This window comes from Olsenella sp. CU969, assembly GCF_905219715.1.
Taxonomy (GTDB): Bacteria; Actinomycetota; Coriobacteriia; order Coriobacteriales; family Atopobiaceae; genus Granulimonas; species Granulimonas faecalis.
This window is the reverse complement of sequence record NZ_CAJMXC010000082.1, coordinates 1-8,925: the sequence shown is the minus strand read 5'-3', so window position 1 is coordinate 8,925 and position 8,925 is coordinate 1. Positions and strand designations below refer to the sequence as shown.

Annotated in this window: 9 protein-coding genes; all 9 read right to left on the bottom strand. The window is 72.7% G+C overall.

Annotated features, from left to right (window positions below; all coding sequences use genetic code 11):
* The coding region (locus tag JX283_RS07290) for a hypothetical protein (RefSeq protein WP_204829983.1) at positions 1–233 on the bottom strand (233 nt) is incomplete at its 3' end.
* Positions 233–592 carry a hypothetical protein gene (locus JX283_RS07285; protein ID WP_204829982.1) on the bottom strand — a complete coding sequence of 120 codons (360 nt, stop codon included), beginning with the start codon at positions 590–592 and terminating at the stop codon, positions 233–235. The genes JX283_RS07285 and JX283_RS07290, both read right to left, overlap by 1 nt.
* Positions 593–601: 9 nt before the next feature.
* The gene (locus JX283_RS08655; protein WP_255533479.1) at positions 602–724 is read right to left on the bottom strand and encodes a hypothetical protein; all 123 of its coding nucleotides are present in this window, start codon (positions 722–724) and stop codon (positions 602–604) included.
* Between the two features lie 3 nt (positions 725–727).
* Positions 728–1,636 (bottom strand): hypothetical protein, encoded by a 909-nt coding sequence (locus JX283_RS07280; RefSeq protein WP_204829981.1) that lies wholly within the window; start codon positions 1,634–1,636, stop codon positions 728–730.
* Positions 1,637–1,645: 9 nt separating this feature from the next.
* Complete coding sequence (locus tag JX283_RS07275; RefSeq protein WP_204829980.1) at positions 1,646–1,885, bottom strand: hypothetical protein; 240 nt, start codon at positions 1,883–1,885, stop codon at positions 1,646–1,648.
* A 163-nt stretch (positions 1,886–2,048) separates the two neighbouring features.
* Positions 2,049–2,414 carry a DUF2513 domain-containing protein gene (locus JX283_RS07270; protein WP_204829979.1) on the bottom strand — a complete coding sequence of 122 codons (366 nt, stop codon included), beginning with the start codon at positions 2,412–2,414 and terminating at the stop codon, positions 2,049–2,051.
* 208 nt (positions 2,415–2,622) lie between these two features.
* Positions 2,623–4,167: a phage minor capsid protein gene (locus JX283_RS07265; protein WP_204829978.1), complete on the bottom strand. Its 1,545-nt coding sequence runs from the start codon at positions 4,165–4,167 to the stop codon at positions 2,623–2,625.
* A gap of 1,442 nt (positions 4,168–5,609) precedes the next feature.
* Positions 5,610–7,265, bottom strand: coding sequence for a PBSX family phage terminase large subunit (locus JX283_RS07260; RefSeq protein ID WP_204829977.1), 1,656 nt, complete (start codon positions 7,263–7,265; stop codon positions 5,610–5,612).
* Positions 7,266–7,322: 57 nt separating this feature from the next.
* A complete protein-coding gene (locus JX283_RS08570; protein ID WP_239652532.1) occupies positions 7,323–8,633 on the bottom strand; it encodes a DNA modification methylase in 1,311 nt (436 codons plus the stop codon).
* Positions 8,634–8,925: the final 292 nt, after the last annotated feature.

Here is an 8,925-nt window from a genome sequence, read left to right as displayed (position 1 = left end):
AGGGAGCCGAGGGCGGGCGGGGCGGCCGGCCGCGAGTTGACGGCGTCGACGTAGACCACGCAGGAGGGGCGGGCGTCGTCGGCCCACCGGACCCCGACGGAGTCCACGTCCAGCTCGACTCTCACGCAGTCCCACTCCACCGGCTCCCCGAAGCCCCCGGCCCAGCGGGCGGAGGCGTCGGGGGCCGAGAAGGCGGCGGTGTCGGCGAGGAGCCGGCGGGGGATGGGGCGCATCAGCGCACCACCTTGAGCAGCAGGGAGGTGCCCACGAGCTGGCGCCGGGCGGCCGCCGCCATGTCGGCCGCGTAGTCCGCCGACGCCGCCCCCTGGGAGCCGGACGCGGAGAAGCTGCCGATGGAGAAGGACGCGGGGCCTGCCCAGCCGTCCCCTCCCCAGGCGGCGTCGCAGTCGACGCAGGCGGCCACGGCTCGCTCGACGGCCTCGCGCTCGGCGGCGTCCGCCGGCCCGTGGGGCCAGATCTCGGCGGCCACGAAGGCGGACGCGGCCCCCACGGACGCCTCGAAGGTGCCCTCGGCGAGCGTGCCGCCGAGCTCGGTGTAGCGCTCGTAGGTGAGCTCCGTCGCTTTCCCCATGGCCGCCCCTTACCGCTTCTCCCCGGTCTTCTCGTTGCCCTTGGCCGGCCGCTTGGCCGCCGGCTTGCGGGCCTTGTTCGGCTTCGCCTCCCGGTCCTGCTGGGGGACCGGGGCGCCCACGATGCGCCCCACCGCCTACTCCGTGGGATTGGTCGGGGCGGTGGCGGTGTAGGCGTAGATGAGGCCCTTCTTGTTGCCCATCACGAACAGGTCGTGGAGCAGGCGGTACTNCCACAGGTGGGCGTCCTTGGCCTGGTTGACGTCGGNCGCGAAGTAGCGGAGCTTCTCGTGCTTCTGGATGGCCTTCGCCGCGCTCTTCTCCATGATCACGAAGTCCATGGTGACCGCGCCCGTGGCCGCCTTGTAGCCGCCGGCGGTCTCGCCGTCGGCGGTGCCGTCCAGGAGCTCGATGGAGGTCTTGAAGCGGGCGGATGGCACGGTGACGATGGGGATGTCGTCGAAGCGGTAGATGCGGGAGTCGGGGTCGCCGGAGTTGGTGAAGGAGCGGGGCACCTCGTCGCGCAGGGCGCCCTTGGTGGCGCTGGAGACGTACAGGACGAGGTTGCCCATGTCGGCGCCGGCGTCCTCGAGGGCGTCCTCGGCCGCGCGGACGGCCTTGGTGGTGGCGCCGGAGGCCGCCAGGGAGCCGGTCTTCTTGGTGCCGGCGTTCTCGTAGAGGCGGGCGAAGCGGATGGCGTCGACCTCGGGCACGACCTTGGTGCGCACGAACTCGCCCATGAGGTTGGCGGACAGCCGCGCCTCGCGCTCCTCGTCGTCCACGGCGTCCACGGCGAAGCTGCGGCCGCGGTCGTAGGAGAGCTTGAGGGTCTCCCACTCGGAGCTCGCGTCGCCGGCCACGAAGCCGTTGGCGCGGCTGTAGTCGGCCAGGCCGTCCATGGTGAGCTTGGGCACCTTGATCTCGCCGGCCCCGTCGAGCTCGCCGAGCAGGGACTGGTCCACGAGCAGGTCGGAGGTCTTGACGCCGGCCTCCAGGACCTGGTCGAGCTTGTTGGTGTACTTGACTGCGTAGCTTCCGAGAGGCATGTCTTCTCCTTAGATCCTGAAGCCTCGCTCGATGGCGTCGTCGATGGCGCTGGAGGCCCCCTGGGGCTTTGCGCCGGTGGAGGCCGTGGGGCCCTGGGCGCGGAACAGGTAGGGGCACGCTTCCTTGAGCTTGGCCACGTCGCCGTCCTCGCCCTCGGGCTCGGCGCCGCCGCCGGTGTCGCCCTGGGGCTCGCCGGTCTCGGGCTCGGTGCCCTTGGCCTTGGTCTCGTCGTCCTCGTGGTGGCTCATGACGCGTCCTCCCTTACTCCATGGGTTTGTCTACGCGGTTCTCTCCGCGCCTATGGGTGGCCCTTCTCCGCTGGCCGGGCGTGNCTCGATGGTCGCCCCGGTGTCGCGGCATGAAAAAGGGCCCCCGTGGGGGCCCGTGCTCCGTCGTGCTTCCGGGGGCTGCCTAGNGGCCGAGCTCCCCCCTGATGAGGCCCATGGCCACGAGGGACGCCGTCTCCTTGATGACCCCGAGGGTGGTGCTCCCGGCGGCCTTGGCCACGACCTCCTTGGTGCGCCGCCACACGCGGCCGTCCTCGGTGGCCTCCAGCCAGTCCTCGCCGTCCCAGGTGAGCCCGTCGACCGTGAGGCCCATGTAGCCGCCGCACAGGTCGCGGGCGGGCTCGGGGGCGTCGACGAGCCCGTGGGCCCTGAGGAGCCTCACGTGGTAGGCCATGGCCTCCTCCGACACGCCCTCGGGGAGCCGGCCCAACATGTCCACCGGGCCGTCGGCGTCGCCCACGGTCGCGAGGATGTAGCGGACGATGTCCATGTCCCGGCGCATGGCTCCCCCTAGCCCTCGAGCACCTCTACGGACGNGATNTGGTCGAGTGTGAGGCCGAGTATCCCGTCGCGGCCGCAGTAGACGCACGCCTCGTCGTAGCTGTCGGTCTCCATTTCGATGTAGCCCACTGCGACGAACCCGTTCGTGCAGGTGACCTTCACCCTCTTTCCGCTCAGGGCCTCGATGTCGTCGATGGTCATCCGTCCTCCCTCGGTGGGTTCGTGGGCACCCCGTGGACACCCCTCTTGCTGTAGTGGATTTTAAACCATTCAGTCGGTGTCTCGATGCCGTTTCNGTCNACGGTGNAGCCGACGAAGGANTCCGAGCGGCATATCTCCCTGCCGTACCAGTCCCCCTCGGTGCTGTGGAGGGGCCTGCCGGTGCCCACGGCGCCCTCGACCATCCGGACCACCTCGTCGGCGCCCATGGTGAAGTAGCTCGGCCTCGGGTAGGCGTCCTCGCCCCTCTTCTCCGCCTTGAGCCTGAGGGACCTCATCTTGTCCCCGTACTCCTTCGTCCCCGGGATGTGCTTGTTCTGNGCCGGGCGGTGGACTGTGTTCGGGCCCCGCTCCACGCGCTCGTCCCGCATCGCCCGGGCCCTCGCCGACGGCGTCATCGGCCTCGGCTGGGCTGCGAGCTCCGAGGCCTGCTCCCGGGCCCTCTGGCGGCGGAGGTAGGGGTGCCCCTTGACCCACTCGCGCATCTCCCTCTGGGCGACCCCCAGCCGCACGCGCTCGAGGGAGCTGTCCAGGCCGGCCCCCTCGTCGGCGGCCACGCGCCGCTTGGCGGCCCGGATGCGGCGCTCTATGGCCCTCTGGTGCTGGGTGGCCCGGTAGACCTCGCCGCGCTCGAGCCCGGCGTCCTCGTCCGGGGTGGGGGAGTAGGCCCGGGGCTGGCCCTCGAGGTAGGGACCGAAGCTGTGGCGGCAGTTGACGCCGCAGAGGCGGTCGCCCAGGGCCGCGTGGGGCCCCCGCACGCCGTCGTAGCCGGTCCCGGCGAGGAAGTCTGGGTACCTCGGGTGCCGCCCCCTGCGGCTGTAGACGCGCCCCTGCCACTCGGCGTGGCTCGGGCGGGCCCCGATGTGGCTCGACACCTCCACGAGGTCCCAGTCGGTGCCGTCCATGACCTGCACGGTGCGGGCGGCCGCGGTCTGGCTTATCTGGCTCCGCAGGTGGCGCCTGACGGCGGCGTCGGCCCGGGTCCGGGCCCCCGAGGCGTAGTCCACCACGGCGACCCCGCGGTCGGCGAGGTCGCGCACGGCCTTTCTGACGGCCTCCTCCGAGCCCATGCCGCCGGCCTGGTGGCCGGCGACGTAGCGCGACGCGATGGAGAGCCACGAGCTCCGGGCGTCGGCGGCCATGGAGAGGTTGTCCCGCAGCACGATGCCGGCGAGGCCGCGCACGGCCTCCTGCCCGCTCTGGTGGAGCGACGCCTGGACGAGCCCGGGGAGGTGGGACGCGTCGACGCCCATGCGGTCGAGGTCGTCCTCGAGGGAGCGCAGGAGCGACGTCCGGGCGTCGGACCCTGCNGCGTCGAGGACGCGCCTGAGCGACGCCGAGAGGATGCGCAGGGCCTCCGCCTGGGCCTCGTTGGCCCCCTTGACGAGGCCGGCGTAGGTGTCGCCGCGCCCCACGGCGGCGGCGAGCGAGCCGGATATGGCCTCGAGGACGGCCAGCTCCAGCTCCTCGTAGCAGGCCCCGGCCGCCCGGGCGGCGGCCGAGATCTCCTCGGGGGAGAGCATCAGAGCATCGTCCCGGCACCGAGCAGGTCGTCGACCGAGGGCTGCGCGCACTCGGCGGCGAGGGAGCGGGCCGTGGCCTCGTCCTCGCCGTAGAACCGGGCGCGGTACTCCCACNGCGCCATGACTCNGCCGCCCACCTCGGCCAGGGCCGTGGCCTTCTCGGTCTGGGTGTCGGTGATGACCGAGTCGTCGAAGTTCACCCTCACGCGGCTGCCGGCCGGCGCCCACCCCGACACCTCCACGAGGGCGCCCAGGATCCTCTCGAGGGCGGGGCCGATGCCGTTCTCGTGCTTTCTGATGTTGCGGGCGAAGGCGGCGTTGTCGCTGGAGACCTCGGTGGCGGTCTTGGCCGAGCCGTCCTTGTCCATGCGCAGGTAGTTCTTGCCGAAGCCCACGATGTCTCCCACCTCGGCCCACGCGACGTTCAGGGCGTCGCGCAGGGGCGAGAGGCGGATGTCGGGGGCGAAGGTCTCGAGGGTGGGGCGCGTCCCGTCGCCTGCGAGGCGGATGACCACGTCCTCGGGGGCCCACGGGACGATGCGGGCGGTGGTGCCGTCCTCGCCGGGGGCCACGTCGAACATGTCGTCGGTGGCGAACACCTTGATCTTGGATGCGGAGATCTCGCGCTGGATGGAGTCCCACGCGTTGTCCACGCCCTTGATGGCGTCCAGGNCGTCGGCGAAGACGGACTGGCCCATGAAGGTGCCGTCCTCGCGGGTGTTGTCGATGGCGGGCTTGAGTATGCAGAAGGTGGGCCGGTCCGTGCCCGTGTCGAAGTCCTCGATGATGCCCGGGTCGCTCACGCGCCGGTCCTTGGCCCAGAGCTCCGTGCGGACGTGGTAGGTGCCCGTGGCGGGGTCGAGGACGTGCATCTGGAGCTGGTCCACCTTGCGTCCGCCGACGTTGGCCTGGGTGCACAGGGCGCACTCGGTCACCCCGTCGTCGTCCCAGGAGAGCGGCAGGACCATGCGGGCGTCGTAGCGCCGGGCCCTGACGCGCGCCGGGCGGCCGTCGACCACGTCGAACCACAGGGCGAGGGCCCCGGTGCCCGTGGCGAAGGCCCTCTCGACGCACATCTGGGCGATGGGCAGGNAGCGGGTCTCGGCCACCCACGCGGCCAGGGCGTCNGTGGCCGCCGTNNACGCGCCGTCGCNCCCGTCGTCNACGGTGAAGGTGGTGGCGTCGTCGTCCAGGATGGTGGCCGCCCACTCCCGGCAGACCCGCCGGGCCGGATGGAGGCTGGAGATCTCGCNCGTGTACCAGCGCCCCCGCACCACCTGGGACTGGGTGTACCAGCCGGCGGTGGACGTGTACCACTCCCACCACCGGGCCACGTGCTCGGCCATGGAGGTGTCCGGCCTGTAGCTCAGGGCCTTCAGCCGGTTGGTGACGCAGGTCGGTATCGAGTAGGCCACGGCCCCTCCTCCGTGTCGGGTACGCCGCTATCGTGGGCCCCCGGTCGCGCCCCGGTAGGCCGTCCGGGCCCGGCGCACGATGCCCATCACCGCGTAGCGGGTGGCGTCGATGTAGTGGTCGTCGCCGTCCTCGACCTCCTCCAGCCACTCGCCCTGGGGGCTGCGGCAGTGGAGCTTGTGGCGCACCTCTTCGGCGAGGCGCGGGCACCGCTGCGGGTCGATGACCCAGCGGACGCCGGCGAGCCAGCGGTAGGAGGCCGTGCGCATGTTGCCCTTGCCGGCTGCCCTCGCGTCGAGGCCGGCGTCGCGCTGGGCGGCGATCTGCTCGGGGGCCGCGTCGTCGCTCATGACCCGGATGCGGTGCTCCACCGGCTTTCCGCCGGGCCCGTCGGGCCATGTGAGCAGGTGCCGGGCCCTCTCGGCGCTCTCGGGCGGCTGGAGCTTGTTGCCGCCGTCCTCCCGCCACGTCGTGAGCGTGCGGGCCCCCGGGTCCCACTCCGACACCGTCATGGCCCACGGGTCGGGCCACCAGCCGAAGTCCTGGCCGNCCATGGGGCGGTCGAAGGCGGCGCTNTCGGCGTCNGTGACGGCGCGGAACTCCACCCGGTCGAAGACCTCGCCGCCGACTCCCACGGGCTCGCCCAGGTACTCGTGGCGGTAGGCCTCGGGGTCCGCCTCCTTCAGCGCCTCGGCGTCGGCGACGAACNGCTCGCCCAGCCACTCGGGCGGGGCGTCGGTGTAGCAGGAGTCGGCCACGGCCTCGCCCGGCGCCGGGTCCTCCCTCACCCTCGCCACCTCGCGGTTCGCCCACGAGTCCCGGGTGCGGGGCGGGTTGAAGGTGTNGATGCGGCGCACGGGCGCGGGGCTGCGGCTCACGGTCTGGCGGATGGAGCGCACCTCGTCCATGCCGCGCAGCAGGTCCGCCTCCTCCACCCAGAGGTAGCGCCAGTGGCCGCGCCTGAGCTTGATGGACTTCAGCTTCTTGGGCTCGTCCACGCCGCGGANGACCACCGCCTGGCCCGTCTCGACGTTGTTGATGCGCAGGGTGGAGCCCGTGGGGCGCCACAGGCCCGCCACCCCGAGCACGTCGAAGGCCCAGAGCATCTGGGCCATGGACGCGTCCCTGATGTTGACCCGGCGGCTCTGGACCACGAGCGCGTTGGCGTCGGGGTCGGCCATGAGGGCCGAGGCGATCTCGAGGGATGCGTACGAGGACTTGAGGCTGCCTCGGCCGCCCGGGAGCCACGCGTCGGTGACCNCGCCGGCGTGGATGCGGCGGTGGAGGTCCACGAAGTCGCGCCCGATGAGCAGGGAGAGGTCGGCGGCCCACGGGCGGCCCTGCGCCCCGTCGCCGGCGTCCTCGTCGAAGGCGNNGGCCAGCTCCGACACGTAGCNGGCAGCCTGGGCGTTCCCCTTGGCGGCGGCGTTGACCTGCCCGGCGAGCATGACGGCGCCCGTGGTCACGTCCGACGCCGCCACCCCCGGGGCCACCGCCAGCACCTGCGCCGCGAGCCGGTCGGGGGCGGGGGAGTCGAGCATGTCGCGGGCCAGCTCGCGCATGGTGCGNCTGGCCNGCCGCGCCTCGCCGGACCGGCGGCCGCCGGCGGCGCCCCTGCTCCGGGCCTCCTCCGTCGTGCGCACCGGGCGCAGGTTGTCCCTCGGGTCACTCTTCCTCGTAGCCATGGCCCCATCATCCCGGCTGTGTCACGGCATGGGAGAGGGGCCCCGCAGGGCCCCTGCCTAGTCCTCTCGCACCGCCGTCCGGCCCGTGAGCCGCTCCCACCGCTCGAGGATCACGTCGCAGTAGCGAGGGTCGAGCTCCATGGCCCAGCACGTGCGTCCCAGCTGCTCCGCGGCGACGAGGGTCGTCCCGGAGCCGCAGAACGGGTCCAGCACCGTCTGGCCGGGCTCGGTGCTGTTGGCCATGAGGTAGGCCATGAGGCGCACCGGCTTCATGGTCGGGTGCTGCTCGGATCTGGCCGGCTTCTCACACCTGGCGACCGTGGTCGCTACCTTGTCCGACCACACCTCCTCCAGCGCGGCCCTGAGCTCGGCCTTGGTCATGTGCTCGATGTCCGGCGCCCCGTCCTCGATGACGGTCGACTCGCGCCGGGAGTCGCGGAAGTGGTGGGCGGCGCCGTCCTTCCATCCGTAGAGGCACGGCTCGTGGCGCCACTGGTAGTCCTGGCGCCCGAGCGTGAAGGTCCCCTTGACCCACACCACGACCTGGCGGACGCGCATCTCTGCCCTGGCGCACGCCTCGAGGAAGTCGCCCCTCATGCTGTCGGCGTGCCAGACATAGAAGGCGGCCCCCGGCGCCGTGACGCCCATGGCCGCCTTGAAGGCCGACGCGAGGAAGGCCCTGAAGCCCTCGTCGTCGCCGTGCCAGTCGTCGTTGGCGATCAGGGCGCCGTCGCCCCNCATGCGGCGCACGGCCCGCTCGGCCTCGCCGTCGTGGGAGCCCACCGCCACGTTGTAGGGCGGGTCGGTCAGCAGGAGGTCGGCGACACCCCCCCCCGCGAGGCGGGCCGTGTCGGCGGGGTCCGTGGCGTCGCCGCACAGGAGCCGGTGGCGCCCTAGGAGCCACACCTCGCCGCGCTTGACCCGGGTCGGCGCGTCCTCCACCTCCGGTGCCGCGTCCTCGGCCACGGACTCCAGCGGGTCGCCGTCCACCGCCGCGTCCGACTCGTCGAACCCGAAGCGGCCCATGTCGAAGCCCGCGAGCCCGTCGAGCTCGAGGGCGAGCAGGCCCGCGTCCCACTCCGCGAGCTCGGCGGTGCGGTTGTCGGCGAGCCTGTAGGCCGCCACCTGCTCTGCCGTGAGGTCGTCGGCCACCACCACCGGCACCGTCTCCATGCCGAGGTGCCTCGCCGCCTTGAGCCGGGTGTGGCCGCAGACCACCGTCATGTCGGCGTCCACCACGATGGGCTGGCGCCACCCGAACTCCCTGAGGCTCTCGGCCACCGCCGGCACCGCCGCCTCGTTGTCCCTGGGGTTGCCCTCGTAGGGCACCACGTCCCCGATGGGCACCTCCCTCACCCGCATGGTCATGCCTGCCCCTTCCCTTGGTTCGCCCTTGCTTCCTCGGCCCTCTCCAGCTGCCTGCGCGCCGCGTTGAGGCGCTTCCTGTCCTCGGCCCTGCGGNGCACCTCGTCGGCGTAGCAGCNCTGNCAGAGCNCGAGCCGGCCCGCGGACCGGCTCTCCACGTACACCGGGCGCGCCCCGCACACCGCGCAGAGCGGCGCCCGCGGCGCGTCCCTGTGGCGGCCGTGGCGCTCCCGGATGCGCCTGACCGCCTTGGCCGTGCGCCCCGGCAGCATCGCCGCGAGCTCCGCCGCGGTCA